19 protein-coding genes are annotated in these 19,677 nt (G+C 62.5%); 6 read left to right on the top strand and 13 right to left on the bottom strand.

The window, feature by feature from the left end; translation table 11 throughout:
• The first annotated feature begins 176 nt into the window (after positions 1-176).
• Positions 177-920: a type I 3-dehydroquinate dehydratase gene (locus tag NGM07_RS16290; RefSeq protein ID WP_253513446.1), complete on the top strand. Its 744-nt coding sequence runs from the start codon at positions 177-179 to the stop codon at positions 918-920.
• 46 nt (positions 921-966) lie between these two features.
• Here the strand turns inward: NGM07_RS16290 and NGM07_RS16285 are convergent, their stop codons facing one another.
• Positions 967-1,500 (bottom strand): amino acid-binding protein, encoded by a 534-nt coding sequence (locus NGM07_RS16285; protein WP_253513444.1) that lies wholly within the window; start codon positions 1,498-1,500, stop codon positions 967-969.
• Between the two features lie 284 nt (positions 1,501-1,784).
• Positions 1,785-2,426: a nucleoside/nucleotide kinase family protein gene (locus NGM07_RS16280; RefSeq protein ID WP_253513442.1), complete on the bottom strand. Its 642-nt coding sequence runs from the start codon at positions 2,424-2,426 to the stop codon at positions 1,785-1,787.
• 399 nt (positions 2,427-2,825) lie between these two features.
• Here NGM07_RS16280 and NGM07_RS16275 point away from each other — a divergent pair, with 399 nt between their 5' ends.
• From NGM07_RS16275 to NGM07_RS16265, 3 genes are all read left to right on the top strand, one after another.
• A complete protein-coding gene (locus NGM07_RS16275; RefSeq protein WP_253513440.1) occupies positions 2,826-4,088 on the top strand; it encodes an LVIVD repeat-containing protein in 1,263 nt (420 codons plus the stop codon).
• 29 nt (positions 4,089-4,117) lie between these two features.
• A complete protein-coding gene (locus NGM07_RS16270; RefSeq protein ID WP_253513438.1) occupies positions 4,118-5,353 on the top strand; it encodes an LVIVD repeat-containing protein in 1,236 nt (411 codons plus the stop codon).
• Positions 5,354-5,907: 554 nt separating this feature from the next.
• Positions 5,908-6,762 (top strand): alpha/beta fold hydrolase, encoded by an 855-nt coding sequence (locus NGM07_RS16265; RefSeq protein WP_253513436.1) that lies wholly within the window; start codon positions 5,908-5,910, stop codon positions 6,760-6,762.
• Between the two features lie 41 nt (positions 6,763-6,803).
• Here NGM07_RS16265 and NGM07_RS16260 read toward each other — a convergent pair whose 3' ends face one another.
• Positions 6,804-6,977 carry a glycine zipper domain-containing protein gene (locus NGM07_RS16260; protein WP_253513434.1) on the bottom strand — a complete coding sequence of 58 codons (174 nt, stop codon included), beginning with the start codon at positions 6,975-6,977 and terminating at the stop codon, positions 6,804-6,806.
• A 240-nt stretch (positions 6,978-7,217) separates the two neighbouring features.
• On the opposite strand from NGM07_RS16260, the gene NGM07_RS16255 reads away from it, so the two are divergent.
• Positions 7,218-7,625, top strand: a complete 408-nt coding sequence (locus NGM07_RS16255; protein WP_253513432.1) for a hypothetical protein — start codon at positions 7,218-7,220, stop codon at positions 7,623-7,625.
• 230 nt (positions 7,626-7,855) lie between these two features.
• Here the strand turns inward: NGM07_RS16255 and NGM07_RS16250 are convergent, their stop codons facing one another.
• On the bottom strand, positions 7,856-9,130 hold the full coding sequence (locus tag NGM07_RS16250; protein ID WP_253520227.1) for an RNA-guided endonuclease InsQ/TnpB family protein: 1,275 nt from the start codon (positions 9,128-9,130) through the stop codon (positions 7,856-7,858).
• 166 nt (positions 9,131-9,296) lie between these two features.
• Here NGM07_RS16250 and NGM07_RS16245 point away from each other — a divergent pair, with 166 nt between their 5' ends.
• A complete protein-coding gene (locus NGM07_RS16245; RefSeq protein WP_382194294.1) occupies positions 9,297-9,683 on the top strand; it encodes a group I truncated hemoglobin in 387 nt (128 codons plus the stop codon).
• A 92-nt stretch (positions 9,684-9,775) separates the two neighbouring features.
• On the opposite strand, the gene NGM07_RS16240 is transcribed toward NGM07_RS16245, so the two are convergent.
• The 9 genes from NGM07_RS16240 to NGM07_RS16200 all read right to left on the bottom strand — a co-directional run bounded on the left by NGM07_RS16240 (position 9,776) and on the right by NGM07_RS16200 (position 19,655).
• On the bottom strand, positions 9,776-10,513 hold the full coding sequence (locus NGM07_RS16240) for an SDR family NAD(P)-dependent oxidoreductase (RefSeq protein ID WP_253513431.1): 738 nt from the start codon (positions 10,511-10,513) through the stop codon (positions 9,776-9,778).
• 2 nt (positions 10,514-10,515) lie between these two features.
• Positions 10,516-11,349 (bottom strand): polysaccharide deacetylase family protein, encoded by an 834-nt coding sequence (locus NGM07_RS16235; RefSeq protein WP_253513429.1) that lies wholly within the window; start codon positions 11,347-11,349, stop codon positions 10,516-10,518.
• Entirely contained in the window at positions 11,346-12,089 is a 744-nt protein-coding gene (locus NGM07_RS16230; protein ID WP_253513427.1) for a creatininase family protein, read from the bottom strand. Before NGM07_RS16230 ends, NGM07_RS16235 begins: the two co-directional genes overlap by 4 nt.
• A gap of 74 nt (positions 12,090-12,163) precedes the next feature.
• Positions 12,164-13,579, bottom strand: a complete 1,416-nt coding sequence (locus NGM07_RS16225) for an amidohydrolase (RefSeq protein ID WP_253513425.1) — start codon at positions 13,577-13,579, stop codon at positions 12,164-12,166.
• Positions 13,580-13,634: 55 nt separating this feature from the next.
• Positions 13,635-14,954 carry an ABC transporter ATP-binding protein gene (locus NGM07_RS16220; RefSeq protein WP_253513424.1) on the bottom strand — a complete coding sequence of 440 codons (1,320 nt, stop codon included), beginning with the start codon at positions 14,952-14,954 and terminating at the stop codon, positions 13,635-13,637.
• The gene (locus NGM07_RS16215; RefSeq protein ID WP_253513422.1) at positions 14,947-16,068 is read right to left on the bottom strand and encodes an ABC transporter ATP-binding protein; all 1,122 of its coding nucleotides are present in this window, start codon (positions 16,066-16,068) and stop codon (positions 14,947-14,949) included. The genes NGM07_RS16220 and NGM07_RS16215 overlap by 8 nt, the downstream gene beginning before the upstream one ends.
• A 24-nt stretch (positions 16,069-16,092) precedes the next feature.
• Positions 16,093-17,031, bottom strand: a complete 939-nt coding sequence (locus tag NGM07_RS16210; RefSeq protein ID WP_253513420.1) for an ABC transporter permease — start codon at positions 17,029-17,031, stop codon at positions 16,093-16,095.
• A complete protein-coding gene (locus NGM07_RS16205; protein ID WP_256524017.1) occupies positions 17,031-18,032 on the bottom strand; it encodes an ABC transporter permease in 1,002 nt (333 codons plus the stop codon). Before NGM07_RS16205 ends, NGM07_RS16210 begins: the two co-directional genes overlap by 1 nt.
• Before the next feature lie 30 nt (positions 18,033-18,062).
• Positions 18,063-19,655, bottom strand: a complete 1,593-nt coding sequence (locus NGM07_RS16200) for an ABC transporter substrate-binding protein (RefSeq protein WP_368410313.1) — start codon at positions 19,653-19,655, stop codon at positions 18,063-18,065.
• Positions 19,656-19,677 lie beyond the last annotated feature (22 nt).

Below are 19,677 nucleotides of genomic sequence, written 5' to 3'. Positions count from 1 at the left end.
CTTAAAAGCTAAGATTTGTAACTAGACTTTTAAGCGAATCGAAGATTTGAATTCCCTACTAAGCAGACACATATAGTCGATAGACGGCCCAATGTGGGCATTCTCTGCTTTTCTGGTTTCAATAGATATTGCGCGTACAGCCAACCTTTATGTATGGCAGGGCGTTACGCCTACGCATGGAAATTAGAGATTCTGCCCTTGCCGCTACGACAAACGATCTCACAAGGGCTAAAGACGCACACGGGGTAGCAGACCTCATTGAATTCCGTATCGATAAAGCAGAAGATCCGATTGAACAACTTTCTGAGTACGATGGTGAACTCCCTATTATTGCGACGAACAGAGCGCGCTGGTTTGGAGGAAAAGCGAGCGGCACTGGTCGACTCGATACTCTATTTTCTGCTTCTAGATTTGACTCGGTGAAATTCGTTGACCTGGAGTTAGAGACGGTTCGCTCAAAGGATTGGCTCGTTCACGAGTTCCGAGAGAACGATGTCCAACTTATTATTTCGCACCACGACTTCGAGGAGACACCCAAAAGGGAGATTCTGGACGCAATCATCGAACAGTGTGCCGAATACGGTGACATCGCGAAGGTCGCTACCTTCCCACGAACCCAGGCTGAAACACTCACGCTTCTAGAAGCAGTTAACGAAGCAACTAACGAGGGACACGATGTCGCCGGAATTTCGATGGGAGAGCTTGGAAGTCATACACGCATTATTGGACACCTGTACGGCTCAAAGCTTGGCTACGCGCCTCTCCTCGCAGATAACAACAATTACGCGCCAGGGCAAATTCCGTTGGAGAAACTTGCGTCGCTTATCGAATTCACGAAAAAAACCGGCGACGATAACCATATAATCGACACAATCAGCGACGAAGTATCCGTCCCAAAGGAACTGTGTCTCTCCGATTAAAGACGGATACTGGAACTACGAAAGAGTTCTAAAGTGGTCGCTGTCTCTACGCAAAACCTCCAGAAGTAAGCGGTTCGATAACGCGAAGATTCTTCTCGTCTGCGATGGTTCGAACTGCATCTAATACTTGCTCAGTCGAATCGGTTTCGGCAGCTAATTGGAGTCGAGCACTCGAGGTATTGGTCGAGCCTTCCGGAGCAGCGAGGGAGACGTCTGTGACAGTTGCATTCCGTGTAGCCTGAATTTGGGAAATCGTGTCTGAAAGATCTGTGTCGATGAGATGCCCTGAGAGAATTATAGTTAGTTCTTCACTATAGCGCTCTGTACCTGCTTGTATAACCTTTATTCCAGCGTCCCTCAGTGATTCGACAATTTTTTCAAATTGGTCTGGCGCCGCTTCAATGTCCACCTCGACGGGAATATGACCTCTCGGTGTTACGTTCCCTCGCTCATGGAATATCGAAAGGAGATTTCCGCCATTTTCGGCAATAGGGCGTAGTGATCGGAGGAGTTCACCGGGCTCATCCACGAGCTCAAGACGGAGTGTATAAGCCTGAAAATTACTTTCTACATTACTCATCTGTACACCACCGTTCGTTACTGTCGTTCATTGGCGTAGTTTGTACGAACAGATTATTATGTGTGTCGTTCATTTGTGTCTCTCTATTGTCTGAGTTACGCATATGACTTGGGGGTAAGTCGTTCCTTAGGTGTTGGATTCAGGCAATTTTGGAATACATTCAGATGCTTCATTAAACAGAGACTCACAACCTCGGCGAAGAAAACTCTGCCAAGAGTTTGCTAGGAAATCGAACGGAGAGTAGACTACTTGCGTAGTGGTCGTATTGTAATCTATTTTCACACCTATTCGGAGACGAGTCGACCTCGTTTGACGTCGGTACGAACTGCCTCGAAGATTCGTTCGTTGAGCGTTTCGATCGGCAGTTCCGCACGGAAGGACAGCCAGTCGTCAGTCGAGCATTCGTCGAACAGGTCGATGACGGTGGCGTAGTACTGCTCGTCGGCCGATCGGTCGACGGTTCCCATCCGTATCTGGATCGTGTCGAGATCGGCATTCAGGTGAATCATCCGCCACGGCTGGGGAAGCAGTTGCGAGAGTGGGACGCTCGACCGACCGTACACGTCGTAGAGGAACTGCTGATAGTATCGGTCGAACACCACGACTCGATTGCTGCCGCGGTAGATGACGGAGACGACACCGACCGTGAGCAGTGCGAACCAAAAGCCGAACAGACCGAACAGTGTGCGTCGAACGAAGTAGAGCGGGCCGTCCGTTCTCCGGTCCCGGGTCCGCATCTTCCGGGGTCCGAGCTTTCTCCGGAATCGGTCCGCGTAGGGAACTCTGTCAGAGAGATAGTATAACGCGTGGACGTACTGAACGTCGTAGCCGAGTTCTTGCAGGCGCTCGACGAGGAGTTCCGCCTGCGTGGTTTTCCCGCTTCCATCCGGCCCGACGATGGCGATAGTGCGTGCGGTCTGTAACATTCGGTGGAGGGATTCGATACTCGTTGGTGTCGGACACGCATAGCCCTTCCCACCCGTCGGGGGGTGACCCGAGGTTCGTTTCCTCTGCGTGGGTAGCGATTCATTGCGAGAGAGCGCAGACAATCACTTGCGCTCGTCGTTACTACGATACTGGGTCGCGTTCGTCGTGGATCCGGCCACAAGGATATCAGTGTCTGTAAGGAACTCGGCCACAGCCTCCGAGTTCCGGTGAAAGTGGCCTTCAGACGGATCCGGAATTGTAACTTTCCATCAGTCAGTAAAACTATTGTATCCCTTTTCTTCAACGCCAATAATACCTTCCTTAGTTTAAATGGTTCACGAAGTCTGTAGCTAGCCATTAACTATCATAGTAGAGTCGAACACCAAACTGGATCGTCGATGAAATCAACACGACGCACGCTGCTCAAAGTGCTAGGCGGCACGGCCGCGATCGGAAGCATCGATACGGTAACAGCCCGAGGTAACCCAACCAAGGGCCGAATCCGAAAACTCGGTCACTCGCTCCTCGAAGACCCGCCGGGCGGATACACCGAAGGCGACGTCCGTGACGACGGACAGTACGCGCTGACGGGGAGTTTCTTCGGAACGGGTGGAAGTTTCCTCGTCGACATCAGCAATCCGACGGACCCGACGCAGGTCCACCGCCTGCCGTCGTCGGCCGACGTGCGGAACGCGGACGTGAAGTTCGGCCGCCGCAACGGACTCTACTACCGCTCACAGGAACCCAACACCGATGACGCGGAGTTCGCCGGCGTCGAGATCATCGACTACGGCTACGCGGAGGGGACGCCGAGCGAGCCGGCCATCATCGGGACGCTCGACGCGGGTCCGACGCACAACCTCTTCCCCCATCCCACCGAACCGTACGTCTACACCACCGAACACCACGGAATGGGCGTCTTCGACGTCAGCGACCCGACCAGTACCTCGTACGTCGGCCGGTTCGGCCCCGAAGCCGACCTCCACGACATCGTCGTCGACCCCGAGAACGACCTCGCACACCTCGCGTTCATCGGCGGCGGCTTCGACGGCTACGTCATCATGGACGTCAGCGACCCCGCCAGTCCCGAAGTGGCGGGGCAGTTCAGCTACGAAGGCCTCCCGTCCTACGAGGACGTCCCGCTCGGCGAGGAGGGCTTCGAGAACTGCCACTACGCGAACTACGACCCCGAGCGCGCCATCGCCGTCGTCGGCGACGAAATCGGCCACGGCAAGCCCGGCGGCAAACACATCTTCGACATCGGCTGGGGCGACGGCTCCGTCTCGGACCCGCAGCCAATCGGGTACACCGCGTCGCCGGACGCCGAGTACCAGGGTGACGACCCGCTCGAAACCTACGACTGGACGACGCACAACCACGACATCATCGCGAAGGAGGACACCTCCCTGCTCGTCGACGGCGCGTACCACGAAGGTGCGGTCGTCTGGGACATCAGCGACCCGACGAACCCCGCCGTCGCCGACCAGTACGAAACCGACGACATGGCCGACCAGGCCCAGGGACCGACATGGCTCGGCGACGCCCCGATGGCGTGGGGTGCGAACTACAACGAGGAGCGCGACCTCACCGTCGTCTCGGACATGGTCACCGGCGTGTACGTTCTCAAAGTGACGCCGGCCGCGTCGAGCGGAGGGAACTGACGATGCGTCGTCCCCGAAGGCGTGACTTCTTGAAGGCGACCGGAGCACTCGGTTTCGCCGGATTTACGGGTGTCACGGCCGGACGTGGCGGTGAAATCGGTACCAGCAGCAGCGAGACGCTCCGCCTCTTCGGGGAGGTGGCCGTCTCGGGCGCGACCGAGGTCGTCACCCAGAACACGTGGGCCTACGTCGCGACAGGAGATGGCTTCGCGGTCGTCGACTGGCGAAATTCGAATCGACCCCAACTGGTCGGGACGTGGGATGCACCGGGAACTGGTATCGCCGACGTCAAGGTCGACGGTGACCTGCTTGCGGTCAGCACGCAGGGTGGCGAACACGACCACGGCCCGGGCGAGGAACCGAACGCCGACCCGGACGCACAGATCGGCACCCACCTCTACGATGTCAGTGACCCGACCGACCCGCGGTACCTGAGTACGTTCCAGGTGCTTCCGGAAGGGGTTCACAACGCGCATCTCGTCGACGATGTGCTCTACATCGCGAAGGAAGCGCCGTTCGACGAGAGCGCGCTCATCATCGTAGACGTAAGCGACCCCGCGAACCCTACGGAGTCCTCTCGGTGGATCCTCGAGGAAGTTCACCCCGAACTGGATTCGGTGACGAACTTCGTCCACGATGTCTACGCCCAGGGCGACTACGCCTACCTCGCGTACTGGGATGCCGGCTGCCGCGTCCTCGACGTGAGCGATCCAACCGACCCCGTCGAGGTAAGTTGGTTCGGCCAGACCGAGAACGCGGATATGGGCATGGACGGTGACCCCTGGTCGCGTGTTTACGGCTCACCCGGAAACGCACACTACGTCCAACCGTCGCCCGACGGTGACCACGTGTACGTCGGTGCCGAAACCTACGCGGGCGAGTCTGGCGGTATCACGGTCTTCGACGTGAGCGATTTCAACGACCCGCAGCAGGTCGCGACGATCGAAGCGGAAGACCGCAACCCCGGTATCTTCCCGGACACGTCCCACAACTTCGACGTTACGCCGAATCGTCTCTACACGTCATGGTACAACGCCGGCGCTCGCGTCTACGATACAACGGACCCATCGAATCCACAGAAGACCTACGAGTACGACCCTGACGGATCGTCGTTCTGGACGGCCGTCCGTGCCCGCGGGTTCACCGTCGTCAGCGACATCGGTGGCGGTCTCGCGTTCCTTCACGAGGACCGGGGTGAGAACCGTGCGCCGTCCTTCGACGGCGCAGACTCCGTCCCGTACCACGACCGTCGACACGACGACTGACGCGTCGATAACGACGACAACCGTCGCCCGGGCGCCTGCGTCGAACGTACTCCAATCTTTCTCCCGACACGGATTCCATGCGGAGAATCTACTGACCGCTTTACGGCAGAACGGGCCGTTCGTCGGACACAAACGGGAGTCGTCGGCCGAGGGCCGACGGTTCTCAGGAGGTTGTTCGCCGTGCGCTCAGTCCGCGCCCTTCCGGAAGAGGAAGAACCACGCGAGGAACGCGACGATGACGACCGAGATGCCGAGCAGAAGCATCGTCTGCCACGACATGGAGCCGCCGCTGGTCTGGAGAGCCGTAAAGCTGTTCGACAGCGCGTCGTTGGACTGGATTGTAGCCTTTGCGATCATTGCGACCACGAACGTCGCTTACCGACCCCCGCATAAGTACCGGGAAACCAGTCCGGTCGACTATCACGAAGCGTGGCGTCGACGAGGCGAGAATCCGCCGTTCGTTCCGGAATCGCCCGTTCACGTCGTGCGAGACGAAGCTAGCTGTCCGACGGAATCGAGGAAATCTATTTTTCGTCGGATGACCCATCGACACTATGGCGAGCGACGGCGACTCGAACGGCTGGGGCGAACCGTCCGTCATCGACAGGGAGGGCTGTCGCATTCACTACTGGGCGGTCGGCCCCGCCGACGCGCCGACGGTCGTCTGTAGCCACGGCGCGACGATGGACCACCACATGTTCGACGCCCAGCGCGAGCCGCTCCTCGACGCCGGCTATCGCGTCGTGACCTGGGACATCCGGGGACACGGCCTGTCGAAACCCATCGGTGCCCGCTTCGACGTTCCGACGGTCGTCGCGGACCTCGTCGCGGTTCTCGACCGCGTGGGCGCGGACGAAGTCGTCGCCCTCGGACAGTCGTTCGGCGGCTACGTCTCCCAGGAACTCTGCTTTCGGCATCCCGAGCGGGTGGCGGCGGTCGCCATCGTGGGCGCGACCGATATCACCCAACTCCCGTCGAAACTGGAGTCCCTCGCACTCAGACTCTCGCCCTATCTGTTCGGACTCTGGCCGTACCGGCATCTCCGGAAGGTCGTCGCCGACAGCACCGCCAAGACCGAAGCGGCGAAGCGCTACGCCTACGGCGCGACGGGCCAGTTGTCGAAGCGCGAGTTCGTCGCCGTCTGGAAGGGCGTCGCGACGGCCCTCCACGCCGAACCGGGGTACGTCGTCGAGAAACCGTTGTTACTCACGCACGGCGACGCCGACGAGACGGGGACGATAGCGAGAGACGCCCCTGCGTGGGCCGAGAAGGAACCCGAGTGCCGGTACGAGGTGATTCCGGATGCGGGCCACAACGCGAACCAGGACAACCCCGAGTTCTTCAACCGCGTGCTGCTGGAGTTTCTGGAGGAGCACGTTCCCGCGCGGACGGACCGTTCCGTTCGGTAGCCGTCTGCATGTCTCATGACCGCCGACCGACGAAGTGACACCTATCCACGTATCCGGGGCCACCCCGCGCCGATGCCGATGCCGAGCACCACCCCCAGGGCGACTCCCGTCGCCAGATTATCCATCGCGACCCCGAAGGCCACGCCGAGCGCCAGGCCGAGCGCGACGCCGATTCCCGTCTCCTTCGAGCCGTTCTCGTTTCTGTCCGAAACCATGGTCGTTTCTTTCGTCGTGCCAGGAGATAAACACGCCGTTTACCCCGGGCCGCTGACCGACCTCGATATTCGGCGCCGGACGAGACGGGAGCCTCCAAAGACTTCTATCGTCTCGGTGTGGTCCGCGTTCGTTTGCCCGATGGATGTGGACGCCTGTCGTGGGAAACCGCCAGACGGCCGTATCATCGATGATAATTCGAACCGAACAATTAAGAGACGATTCTGTCGACGTACAGAGACATGTCGACAGAAACGGTAGCGCAGACGAGCGAGTACACGGTCGAGAAGGACACCGAACACGGCATCCCGATCTTCGTCTACAACGAGTTCGCCTCGGGCGAGGACCTGCGGGAGATCGCCGACCGATGGGCCGAGGTCATCGAGGAGGAGGACGCCGAACGGTACCTCGTGAACACCGAGGAGATCGCCGCACACGACGACGCCGACAAGCAGTGGCTCGCCGACACGTGGGTCCCGAACCTCATCGACCGCGGCGTCCGGGCCGGCGCCGGCGTGTACGCCGACTCCGCTATCGCGGACATGGAGATGCGGCGCGTCGAGGAGACGCTGAGTTCGCTCGACCCGGACTTCGAGTACCGTGTATTCGGCACCCAGTCGGAAGCCCTGGACTGGCTTGCAGACCAGTAGCGCCGCGCGTTCTCCGCGCCATCGGAGGTCCGTTCGACCCCTCTCCGCGGCGGAGGCTCCGTCTTTCCTTCGAGCGACCCCGGCGACTGACATTCCCGTAACTCGGGGTTCGAGACACCGTCCTGACTCCGGTGTACGCGGTTCGGAAGTTCCGGATTCCACATCTTAATTTCGCGGTCTTGACATCCTCCCCGCCCTAAAGGGCGAGGATTCCCGACCGCGTTGGGATATTACGGTTCGCGGTTAGCAACCTGTTCTCGTGGGGCAAAATAGCCCTCACTACGGTCGAACAGGTGAACCTCTGGCTGTGCCAACCAGCCGTTATCCCTATCTCCCCCATCGTAGGCGAGATTCGGGAGTACCTTCTGCCGAATATTCTCCGCACCGTTCACGTCCGCATTCGCCACTGTCTCGCACTCCTCGCACACGTACAGTCCACGTTCGACACGCTGTTTGCCGTCGGTGTGTCCACACGCCGAACAGGACTTCGACGTATCGCGTTCCGACACCAACTCCACGTCGATACCTTCCGCTTCAGCCTTGTAGTCGAGAAGCGTTGTGAAGCGGTCGAACGCCCACCCGTGCAAGTCGAGATTCCCGTGGTCGCCCCAGTTGCGGGACTCACCGTTCTCGTCATCTTCTCGGATGCCGCCGAGGTCGCCCACGACAAGCGTTCCGACACCTCGTTCAACGCACTCCTCCACGATTGCTTTCGAGAGTGCGTGCAAGAAGTGCGTCCGGCGACCAGTCCGCTTCCGGTCAAGACGAGTCGCTTCATGGGACGAGGAATCGTCGCACTTGGCGTTCTTCTTCGTGAAGTAGTATTCGTCCTCTTTGAGTGCGCCACCGGGATACAACACCGACTCACCGCCGAACGAGACGGCGGCGAAGTTGCAAATCCCGAGGTCAACACCAGCCACCTCGTCACCCGGCGGTTCCGGGTCGATAGTGGTGCGACAGACGAACTGAAGTCGCCACTCATCACGCTTGTAGACGGCACGAACCTGTTGCATGTCCCACTCGGTCAGGTCAACATCCGGACGAGTCTGGTACTCACATAGAATGAAATCGGAACGGTGTTCCTTGAGGTTGCGACCTTTTGAGAGGCGAACGCGGTTGAACTGTGCGTCGTGCTTGAAGCCAGCCGCTTTGAACGACACGGTTGAACGCGGGTGGGAGTCTCCGTGTTTCCGGTAGCCGGGTGGTCGGGCACGGTCGTCGCCGTTCCGACGCTTGCCGAACCAGCCGTTAAACGCTTCAGCGAGTTCTTCGAGAACGCGCTGACTGGATTGAGAATGCAAGTCCGTATAGCGTTCGTGGCTTTTGAGTTCGGCTTTGAGTTCCCCGTCATCGGGGATCTCGCCCGTTTCATCCCATTGTTCTTGTGCGTAGTAGCGACCGACGTTCCAGAGTTTTGAGGCGGCCCATCCGAGTTGATCGAGGTCGTCACGAACCTGTCGCTGGTTCGTAATCGTGGCCTCGAAGGTTCGGATGGTTCGACTCATTTCTGGGCCCATAACCGGTTATGAACGCTGTTCTCTTAATAGGGTCGGTTGGCGTGGAATATCCGGGCTTTCCATCGACGGTGGATTATGTAGGAGTTGTCGGCTATATCCCCGCCCTGAAGGGCGGGGTTTTAGCCTTGAAACGTCCATAATCCACTTGTTTATCGTGGACGAATCGACCGGGACGATGAGTGCCGACGAAACCATCTTCGACCGACTGGGCGGTCGCGAGGCAGTCGAGAGCGTCGTCGACGACTTCTACGACCGGGTGCTGACCGACGAACGGGTCGTCCAACACTTCGAGGACGCCGACACCACGGCGCTACGCGCCCACCAGGTACAGTTCGTCTCGGCGGTGACCGGCGGCCCCGTCCAGTACACCGGCGACGACATGGAGGAGGCACACCGCGGAATGGGCATCACCGACGAGGAGTTCAACGCTGTCGCGACCCACCTGGACACCGCCCTCGACGAGAACGGGGTCGCCGACGAGGACCGCGAACGGGTGCTCGCCGAGGTCGAGGAACTGCGACCCGAAATCGTCGAGGCGTAGCTCTCGAATAGTGGAATTCCGTTTGCGTCGACCTCCGTTCCACGGACTTACCCTCCGGATTCGTCCTCCGGCCGTATTTGGACCGAATCGAGTCACCGCATCGTCAGCCCACCGTCGACGGTCAGCACGCTCCCCGTCACGTAGGAGGCGGCCGGGCTACAGAGGAAGCGGACGACGTCTGCGACCTCTTCGGGGCCGCCGACGCGTTCGAGTGGGAGGTCACTCACGAACGCGTCGAGTTCCGACGCCGTCCAGAGACCGGAGTCGGTCAGGAGCGGCGTGTCCACGAGGCCCGGAACGACGCAGTTGACGTTCACTGTCGGGCCGAGTTCCGTGGCCAGTCCCTTCGTGAGGCCGAGTACGCCGGCCTTCGACGCCGAGTAGTGGACGCCAGCCGACGCACTCCCGACCAATCCCGCCGTGCTGGAGACGTTGACCACGAACGCCCGGTCGCGCTCGCGCAGGTGGGGCGCAGCCTCGCGGACAAGCGTGAAGTAGCTCTTGAGGTTGACGTCGAACAGCCTGTCCCACTCGTCCGCGGTGAGGTCGGCCAGCGGAACGTCTGCAGAGACGCCGACGTTGTTCACCACCGCGCCGATGCGGGCGTCCTCGGCCACCGTCTCGACCATCTCCCGAACCGCAACCTCGTCACGCACGTCGAGTTCGAACGGGACGAGCCGATCGTCCGACGCGTCCAAATCGTCGGGTAGGTCGACGTCGACGCACGCCACGTATTCGTACCTCGAATCCGCCGCGAGCGATGCGGCGATCGCTCGGCCGATGCCGCTACCGGCGCCCGTCACGATTACAGCCAGTGGTTCGTCGGGCATGGTCAGTCGGAGAACTCCGCGACGACCGATGTGACCGTCTCGAACTCGACGTCGTCGGCCGCCAGCATGTGTTCGAGCAGCGGTTCGAGGTTGGCCAGCCGGTGACTCTGGCCGATGACCTGCGGGTGGACCGTGAGTACGAACACCCCACCGTCGACGTTTTCGCGCATCCAGTCAAACTGGCGTCGCCACATCTCGAACACGGCCGTTTCGTCGGCGAACCCGCGTTCCCGACTGAACGCCAGTGCCGGGAAGTCGTCGCGCTGCCACGACACGGGCACCTCGACTATGTCGGTCGGCGTGCCGCGTTCGTAGGGTGCGTCCGCGGGGGCCCGCCAGCCCTCCCGAAGTCGGTACAGTTCGAAGTCGCGGGCCATCTGGCTCGAATCCCACTCGAAGCCCAGTTCCTGGAGTATCTCGAGCGTGTTCGGCGAGAAATCCCACGACGGTGAGCGGTATCCCGTGGGTCGTCGCCCGGTCAGCGACTCGATGGCTTCGACGCCGCGTTCGACGTCGGCTCGCTCGCTGGCCCGGTCGGCGTAGTTCGACGGGCGGGTGTGCGACCAGCCGTGGTGTTCGACGTCGTGGCCGCGCGCCCACACCTCCTCGACGACCCGGGGGAAGCTCTCGACGGTGTGTCCCGGGACGAACCAGGTCGTTGGCAGGTCGTACCGGTCGAGTAGGTCGAGCAGGCGGGGCGCGCCCACGTCGGCGCCGAACACTCCCCGCGAGAGGTTCGTCGGGCTGTCGCCCTCACCGAACGAGTGAATCCACGACGAAACCGCGTCGAAGTCGACGGTCAGACAGACGGTGGCGCGAGTGTCGGTTTCCGTCATCTGTCGAGGTCGGACGCGAGCTTCCGGAGTATCCTGTCGGTGGTGTGCTCGATGACCGACTCCACGAACTCGGGGTTCGATTTGCTCGGGTCGCCCAGGCCGCCCTCGACCGTGAGGTCGTCGAAGTAGCGTTGTTGTGTGGTGTCCCCGTTCTCCTTCATGGTCTGGGGCCGCTTGTTCTCGGTCCGAACGAGCTCCGGGCGGTAGTGTTCGATGACGCTGGTTTCGTGTTCGCCCGCGTGGCCCCAGTCGTCGCCGAACTCCGCTTCGAGTTCGTCACGCGCGAAGTCCGTCCAGTTGACGTAGTGGGTCCTGAGGCCGTGGTCGCGCTGAAGTCGGTCGATGGCGAGTTTGTGGGGTTCGATGTTGCCGGCGTGGAAGTTGGTGATGAGGAACCGCTTGCCGCCGTGTTCCTTCACCGACTGGCCGACGTCGACTATCGCGTCCCTGTAGGTGTCGGCGTCGAGCGTGATGGTTCCCGAGAACGGCAGGTGATGTTCGGAGTAGCCGTACGGCAACGGCGGCAACACGAGCAGGTCGAGGTCGTGTCCCGGCGCGGCCTCGGCGAGTTCGTAGGTGAGGTGCTTCGCGCGCAACGTGTCGACCGAGGTCGGCAGATGGGTGGAGTGCTGTTCGGTGCTTCCGCAGGGGAGAACCACGTAGTCGGCGGCTTCGAACGCCACCTCGGCGTCCTCCCACGTCTTGGTCGCGAGTCGGTAGTCGTCGGTGTTGTCTGTCATGTGTGATTGGGTGTTCGTGGGTAGTCGATCGGTCGAATCGTCGTCGGTCGTTCGCGGATAGACTCGTTTACGGGTCATTCCTGGTCGATGTCGAACGGCGGTTCAGCGTCGGCCGGGAGCGGGCTCTCGTACTCGCCGGGCCGGGTCCGGCTGAGTTCCGCGTCGGCCTCCTCGACCAGCGACGGGTCTGCAATCAGGTCGAACCCGGTCGCAGCGAGGACCTTCGCGGCGTAGACCGCGGCCTTCGCGCCGAAGTCGCCGTTGGCGGCCACCGCCTGCCACGAGTGCGAGGGCGTCCCGACCGGCCACGACGCACACCAGAACTGGGCTGTCGGGGTGAGCCAGCTCACGTCGCCGACGTCGGTCGAGCCGCTCAGTACGGTCCCCTCGTCGAACGACTCGAGCGGTTCCGAGTAGAGGGTTCGCTCGCGGGCCGTCTCGCGGACAGTCGGCGGGAGCTGGTCGGTCCGGTTGCGTATCGTCTCTCCGTCCAAGGTGGCTTGCAGGTCGGCTGCGAACTCCCGGTCGGACTCCGAGTAGTCTATCGGCCCTAGCTCCCGCATGTTTTCGCGCAACAAATCCGAGAGCACGTCGTTGGCGATGTAGTCGTAACAGCCGGTCAGGAACCGGCGCTCGACCGAGGTCTGGCTCATCTGCGCCGCGCCCTCCGCAACGTCGTCGAGCCACTCCGTGATACGGTCGACCTCCTCGCGGGTGGGAGCCCGGACGAAGTACCAGACCGACGCGCTCGCCGGAACTACGTTGGGCGCACCGCCGCCGTCGACGATGGTGTAGTGCAACCGGGCGTCGTCGGAGACGTGCTCGCGCATGAACTCCGCGCCGGTGTTCATGAGTTCGACACCGTCGAGCGCGCTTCGTCCGGATTCGGGCGAGTCGGCGGCGTGGGCCGACCGGCCCTCGAACTCGTACCGCACGGAGTTCATCGCCAGCGACTGGGACTTCCACGGGGCCGAGAGTTGGCTGGGGTGCCACGTCAGCGCGGCGTCGAGGTCGTCGAAGACACCGTCCCGGGCCATGTACACTTTGCCGACGAGCGTCTCCTCGGCCGGACAGCCGTAGTACCGGACCGTCCCGTCGAGTTCGCCGTCGGCGATCTCCTCCTTGAGCGCGCACGCCGCGCCGAGGCTTCCGACGCCGAACAGGTTGTGCCCACATCCGTGTCCGGGCGCGCCCTCCTCGACCGGCGCCCGCTCGGCGGTCACTTCTTGGGAGAGTCCCGGCAGAGCGTCGTACTCTCCGAGGATGCCGATCTTCGGCGCTCCCGAACCGTAGGAAGCGACGAACGCGGTCGGCATACCGCCGACGCCGCGTTCGACGTCGAAGCCGGCGTCGTCGAGCCAATCTGCCAGCAGGTCGGCCGATTCGGTTTCGTCCAGGCCGAGTTCGGGATTCTCCCAGAGGCGACGAGTCAGGTCGATCAACTCGTCTCGGCCGTCGTCGATTCGTTCGAGCAGTGTGTCTTTCGTCATTGATGGTTGCGTCGTCGTTGGTCGGCAGGTGGTTCCGCGCCGGTATCCCGGCCGGCTACGCGTCCGGTTCACCTCTCCGGACGGGGGTCGATCTGCCGTCGTCCGGGGGATTGCGGAGGTGACAGGCCACTCGGCGACCCATCGCTTCGTCGGTCGGCGATTCGAGTCCGGGGCGCCGGGTGGCGCAGACGCTCCGTTCGGCGAACGTCTCCAGCAGGAGGTCGGTCGCCCGCTCCCACTCGTCGTTGGCTACGCGGTCGAGTGCCTGCTGGACCACGTTCTCGCAGGTCTGGTCGGACAGAGGACCGTCGAGGAAGCGGTTTCGGATGGACTCGGGGTCGTCCGCGGTGAACTCGCGGCGTTCGACCGCGCGCATCAACTCGCGGACGCCGGCCCACTCCTCGTCGTCGAGGTCGTACTCGGCGGGCACGATGAGTTTCGGGCAACGCGTTCGGAACCGGCACCCCGACGGCGGATCGATGGGGCTGGGCACGTCGCCTTTCAGAACGCTCCGCTCGCCTCGGTGTTTCGGGTCCGGGACGGGGATGGACGAGAGTAGCGACTCGGTGTAGGGGTGGCTCGGGTCGGCGAACACGGTTTCCTTGTCGCCGATCTCCACGATGTCGCCGAGGTACATCACCGCGATGCGGTCGCTTACGTACCTGATTACGGACAGGTCATGGGAGATGAACAGGTACGTGAGGTCGAACTCGTCCTGGAGGTCGTCGAGCAGTTCGAGTATCTGGGCCTGTATCGACACGTCGAGCGCGCTCGTGGGTTCGTCGAGCACCACGAACTCGGGTTCGACCGACAGCGCCCGAGCGAGGTTGATGCGCTGGCGCTGACCGCCCGAGAACTCGTGGGGTCGCCGGTCGTAGTACTGGGGCTCCAACCCCACGGCCTCCAGCAGTTCCTCCGCGCGCTCGCGGCGGCCCGCTTCGTCGAGCATGCCGTGGGCCCGCATCGGCTCCTCGATGATGGGGCCGACCTTCATCCGCGGGTCGAGGCTCGACTGGGGGTCCTGGAAGATCATCTGGACGTCCTTGCGGCGTCGGCGCAACCGTTCACGATCCATGCCCGCGAGGTCCTCGTCGTCGAAGTAGACCGCGCCGTCGGTCGGCTCTAGCAATCGGAGGAGGACTCGCGCCAGCGTCGATTTCCCGCATCCGGACTCGCCCACGAGGCCGAGCGTCTCGCCGCGCCTGATCTCGAAGGAAACGTCCTCGACCGCCCGGACCCTGCTGGGCCGGTACCGCAGCGGCAGGCCCCCGGCATCGAAGTCGAGTTCGAGGTCCGCCAGCAGGCCGCCGGAGTTGTCGTAGTACTTGGTCAGCCCCTCGACCCGAACCAACGGGTCGCCTCCGGCGTCACTCATCGCCATCACCCGCGCTGGAAACCGAGACTCCTCCGACAGACCCGTCGTTCGGACCGTCGAGTGGCGGACTCGCGTCGTAATCGGCATCGAAGGCGTCGTGCTTCAGGCAAGCCGCTTGCTGACCCTCATCGGTCACGGTCCGGAGGTCCGGATGTTCGCGGACGCAAACCTCCCGGGCGTCCGGACACCGGTCGTGGAACCGACACCCCGACGGCGGGTCGAGGGGTTCGGGCATCGACCCCCGAAGCGGTCGGAGTTTCTCGACCGTCTTGTCGGGGCGCGGCACCGAGTCGAGCAGCGCCGCGGTGTAGGGGTGTTGTGGGTCGTAGAACAGGTTCTCGACGTCGGCCTGCTCGACGACCTCGCCGAGGTACATCACGTTCACCCGGTCGCAGATCTCGGCGACCACGCCCATGTCGTGAGTCACCCACAGGAAGCTGGTGTCGTACCGCGCCTGCAGGTCGTCCACGAGGTCGAGTATCTGTCCTTCGACGGTCACGTCGAGCGCCGTCGTCGGCTCGTCGGCGATGACGAGTTGGGGTTCGCACGCCAGCGCCATCGCGATGAGCACTCGCTGGCGCATCCCGCCCGAGAACTCGTGGGGGTAGTCGTCGAGACGCTCTTCGGGCTGCGGGATGCCCACCTCCCGAAGGATGTCGACGGCGCACTCGCGGACGGCCGCTCTGGAGAGGTCGCGATTGAGTTCGATGAACTCGCAGAGCTGTTCGCCCACGGTGAACACGGGGTTGAGGCTCTCCATGGGGTCCTGGAAGATGACGGCGATCTCCTTACCGCGTATCCGAGACCGCATCTCCCGCTCGGAGAGCATCTCCTCGCGGGGCGTGGGGTCGCCGTCGGCGGCGTCGGTTTCGAACCCCACGAGGGTTTCGCCGTCGAAGGTGACTTCGCCGCCGACGATGCGGCCGGGCGAGTCGATGAGTCGGAGGACGCTCTGGACGGCGACGCTCTTGCCGGCTCCCGACTCGCCGACGAGACCGGCTATCTCGCCGCGGTCGACGGTGAACGAAACACCGTCGACCGCTCGGATGGCACCGGCCTCGGTTCGAAATTGCGTTTGCAGGTTCTTGACGCGTAACAGTGGGTCGTTGCTCATAGATTGGTTGTGTGGATTGTCGTGTCAATCGTCGAGTCGCGGGTCGAAGGCGTCGCGCAAGCCGTCTCCGAGGAGGTTGAACCCTATCACCGTCACGAGGATGGCGAGTCCGGGCCAGATGCTGAACCACGGGTCGGGGAGCATGTACGTCCGCGACTGGGCGAGCATGGCTCCCCACGACGGGGTGGGTGGCTGTGCGCCGAACCCGAGGAACGACAGTGCCGCGACGATGAGGATGTTGACGCCCACCTGCAGGGAAGCCTGCACCAGCACGGGGGCGAAACTGTTCGGGATGATGTGGCGACGGATGATGTTGCGGTCGCGGACGCCGGCGGCCTTGGCGGCCTCGATGTACTCCTCCTCGCGCACGCTGAGCACTTCCGAGCGGATCAGGCGGGTGAACACCGGCACGGTGATGATGCTCACCCCGACGATGGCGATCCAGAGGTCGCGTCCGAACGTCGACATGATGGCGATCATCAACACGAGGAACGGGATGGCGTACAACGTCTCGACCGTCCGCTGGAGCAGGTCGTCGACCCAGCCGCCGTAGTAGCCCGAAACCGCTCCGACGACCGTGCCGACGGCCGCGCCGATGCCCGTGGCCACGACGCCGACCTGGATGGCGATTCGCGTGCCGTAGACCAGTCGAACGAGGATGCCCCGCCCGCGGTCGTCGGTTCCCAGCGGATACTTCCACGTCCCGGCACCGAACTCGTTGGTGACGCCCACCGGCGGGAGCAGGCCCTTCGAACCGGGTTCGGCGCTCACTGGGTTGTGCCAATAGGTGCGCGCGAAGTGGTAGTCGAGCAGGACGCCGTCGACGAACGCCCACAGCGAAACCGCGACGACGGCGGAGATGATGTAGAACCCCCACCTCGCGGTGGGGTTCCTCCGTAATTGGGTCTTGACTTCGTCCCAACCCGATTGGCGCGTGCGTGCCCCAGAGCTGGTGTCGCTCATCAGACACCACCCTCCCCGTAGGAGATCCGTGGATCGAGATACGCGTACAGGAGGTCGGTCACGAGGACGCCGACGACGAACATGCTGGCGAAGAACAGCGTCGTCCCCAGCACGAGCGGGTAGTCGCGCGCCCCCACGGCGGTGATGATGAGCGTCCCCATCCCGCCGATGTTGAACACCGTCTCGGTCAGCACCGAACCGCCGAGCGCCGTCGTCAGTTGGAGGCCGATGACGGTCAACACCGGCAGTTGGGCGTTCCGGAACGCGTGCCTCCGGAGGATGGTGCGCTCGGAAACCCCGAACGCCCGCGCGAGCGTCACGTACTCCTGGTTGAGCACTTCGAGCATCGACGACCGCTCGATGCGCATGATGGCGGCCATCTGGAGCGTGCCGAGCGTCAGCGTCGGCATCACCAGGTGGGTCGCCGCCTTCCGGAGGACGCCGAATCGGGTCGCCACCCCGTCCACCTCGCTCGGCGGCGCCCACGGCATGACGAGTTCGGTCGCCGGGAGCACCCCGAGGTGGTACGCAAACACGATGATGAGCAACAACCCGATCCAGAAGCTGGGTGTGCTGACGCCGATCAGGCCGAGTATGCGGAACACGTGGTCGACCGCCTCGTTGCGTCGCTTCGCCGACAGAACCCCGATGGGGATGGCGGTGGCGATGGCGAACGAGAAACTGGACGCGACCAACAGCAGGGTCGTCGGGAGCCGTTGGAGTATCTTCTCGACGACCGGCACCCCGTAGTGAATGCTGTGCCCGAAGTCGCCGCTCGCGACGTTGAGCACGTATTTCGCGTACTGAACGTACAGCGGTTGGTTGAGGCCGTACTGGGCGCGGATGGCCTCAACGGTCGAAGCGTCCGCGCTCGGCCCGATGAGTATCCGAATCGGGTCGCCGGGGGAGGCGTACACCAGCAGGAAGGTGATGGTGACGACGCCCCAGAGTACGAACACCGACTGTGCTAATCGACGAACGATATACCGGACCAGGTTCATTTCGAGAGATGTGGTAGGTGCGGGAGGCCGTTATTTTTCGACCGAAACGTTCGCGTAGTCGGTGAGCAGCCGGGGGTTGATCGGCGCCACGGCGTGGACGCCGAAGTCCTTGACCGCCGAACGGACGCCGAAGGAGTTCTTGTAGTTGAACGCCGGGAGGTGCACCTTGTCCTCCAGGATCGTGGTGATCGCTTTGGTGTACAACTGCTTGCGTTCCTTGCGGTCGATGGACTTGCGAGCCTGCGAGATTTGCTGGGCCACCGTCTCGTTCTTGTAGTAGACGCCCTGGTTCGCGCCCTCGGCGTCGGGGTGGAAGAGGTTGTACATGAAGTCGTCGGGGTCGGGGTACCGGACCCACCCGAGTACGTACATGTTGTAGTCGGCGGCCTTGCCGGTGTAGGCCTTACTCAGCAGAGTACCCCAGTCGAGGCGCTGGACGTTGGCGTCGTAGCCAGCCTCCTTGATTCCGTTGGCGATACTGATGCCGATGTTCTCGCGGTTGTCGTCCGGCGGGACGATGATCTTGCAGGTCCAGTTGGAGGGAACGCCGGCCTCCGAGAACAGCTTCTTGGCTCGTGCGACGTCCTTGTCGTTGGGGATGTCCTTCCATCGGTCGACGGGGAAGCCCCAGTCCTCCACGATGGGCCCTGGCATCGGGCTGTACTGGCGGACGCCCGCCGGTTTGATGAACTGTTCGACCGCACTGTCCATCGAGAAGGTGTGGTCGATCGCCTCTCGGACTTTGAGGTCTTTGGTCGGCCCCTCGTTCAAGTTAAACGCGACGTAGAAGTAGCCGATGCTCTCGACCGCGTCGATGCTGGCGCCCTGCATGCCCTTGACCGTGGACCACAGCTTCGGCGGGATGGTTTCGATGATGTCCTGTTTGCCGGTTCGGAGTTCCGTCACCCGGGTCGTCGACTCGGTGATGGGCTGGAACCTGACGCCAGACAGGTTGGGGAGTTCGTCGCCCCAGTAGTCGTCCCACCGTTCGAGGTCGACGTACGAACTCTCCTCCCATTCGACGAACTTGAACGGACCCGAGCCGATCGGGCGCTTGGTGTTGAACGCCTCCTTGTCCTTCTCGCGCACCGACTTCGGGACGATGTGGTGGGTCAGGACGTCGTCGAACATGGCGAACGGGTACTTGAGGTCGAACTGTACCGTGTGCTCGTCGACGACGGTGGCCTTGTCGATGACCTTGAAGATGCCCTTCAGCGGAGTCTCCTCGTTGATGGGCGCCATGAAGGAGTACTTCACGTCCTCGGCGGTCAGCGGGTCGCCGTTGTGGAACGTAACGTTTTCGCGCAGCGGGACGACGTATCGGGTGTTGCCCTTCGAGATTTCGGGGTCGGCCTTCGCGACGTTCGGCACCGTCTCGGTGCCCTCGTTGTAGGTGTACAGCTTGCTGAACACTCGGTTCCCCACCATCGCGTCGGGATTGGAGTACTGCAGTATCGGGTCGAACCGCGAGGGCTGGAGGTGCTGGGCCACGTTTAGCGTCGCTCCCGAGTTAGTCTGGCCCGACCCTCCGCCCGTATCGTCGGAGTTGGTCGATCCGCCGGTCGTCTCGTCGGTCGTAGTCCCCTGGTCCGTGGAGTTGCCGCCGGTGCAACCTGCGAGTATGGCCGGTATCGTCGCGCCCGTC

This window comes from Halorussus vallis (assembly GCF_024138165.1).
In the GTDB taxonomy this organism is placed as follows: Archaea; Halobacteriota; Halobacteria; order Halobacteriales; family Haladaptataceae; genus Halorussus; species Halorussus vallis.
The sequence above is the reverse complement of the archived record's forward strand: the minus strand, read 5'-3'. Positions and strand labels throughout refer to the sequence as shown.